This window comes from Mesorhizobium sp. M7A.F.Ca.US.002.01.1.1 (assembly GCF_004022955.1).
GTDB classification, from domain to species: Bacteria; Pseudomonadota; Alphaproteobacteria; order Rhizobiales; family Rhizobiaceae; genus Mesorhizobium; species Mesorhizobium ciceri.
In genome coordinates, this window is the sequence record NZ_RZQE01000912.1 from 1 (window position 1) to 1,121 (window position 1,121).

At 61.7% G+C, this 1,121-nt stretch carries 1 protein-coding gene and 1 pseudogene; both read left to right on the top strand.

Annotated features, from left to right (window positions below; genetic code table 11):
• A pseudogene (locus EN932_RS36675) lies at positions 1-262 on the top strand (ABC transporter ATP-binding protein); the annotation flags it as partial.
• A gap of 78 nt (positions 263-340) precedes the next feature.
• Positions 341-940, top strand: a complete 600-nt coding sequence (locus EN932_RS36680; RefSeq protein WP_024503399.1) for a VOC family protein — start codon at positions 341-343, stop codon at positions 938-940.
• The last annotated feature ends 181 nt before the right edge of the window (positions 941-1,121 follow it).

Genomic DNA, 1,121 nt, shown 5'->3' on the forward strand with positions numbered 1-1,121 from the left:
GATCCTGACGCTGCTGGAAAAGCTGGCGGCGGAGATGGGGCTGACCGTCGCTTTCATCAGCCACGATCTGTCTGTCATCCGGCGGCTGTGCCGGCAAGTGATCGTCATGCGCGAAGGCATGATCGTCGAGGCCAGCGCCACCGACGCCTTGTTCGACAAGCCGCAGCAGGCCTACACGCGCGATCTCATCGCGGCCATTCCTCTGCCCGAGATCGATGCGAGCTGGCTGGACATTCCTTCCGCCGCCAAGGCGCCGACATGAATGCATACGCACGCCGACGAGCGGGCCTCGGACGTGCGACCACAAAGACCCAAGTCCCGCCAAATGGAGAGGACTGACATGAAGACCACAATCGCAATTGCAACGCTCGCCGCCGCAATGCTCGGCAGCGCCGGCATGGCCTCGGCGGATTCGATCCCGGGCATGCGCGGCCACGACCACACCGGGATCACGGTTCCCGACATGAAGCAGGCGGTCGACTTCTTCACCGAAGTGGTCGGCTGCAAGAAGGCGATGTCGTTCGGCCCGTTCGCCGACGACAAGGGCACCTTCATGCAGGATCTCCTGGGCGTCGATCCGAAGGCGGTGATCGAAGAGGTCACCATGGTGCGTTGTGGCTACGGCTCGAACATCGAGCTGTTCAAATACACAGCACCGGACCAGAAGGACCTGACGCCGAAGAACAGCGACATTGGCGGCTTCCACATCGCCTTCTATGTCGACGACGTCGCCGCTGCCAAAGCCTATCTCGAAGGCAAGGGCGTCAAGACGCGGATGGGGCCGCTGCCGGTCAAGGAAGGACCCGCCGCCGGCCAGACCATCCTCTATTTCCAGGCGCCGTGGGGGCTGCAACTGGAAGCGATCAGCTATCCCGATGGCATGGCCTATGAGAAGGGCGCCGAGACGGTGCTGTGGAGCCCGAAGAACCCGGAAAAGTGATCGGCAGCGCGCTTGCGTGATGACACGCAGGCGCGCTTTCGCCATGTCAGGACGATCTTCTGATATAAAACTTTAAGCTTGAAATATCTTGTCGCCGGCGCGATACTGAACTCCAGCAAGCGAAGAGGAGATCGCACAGATGAAGGTTGCGGTTCTCGGCGGCGGACCAGCCGGCCTCTAC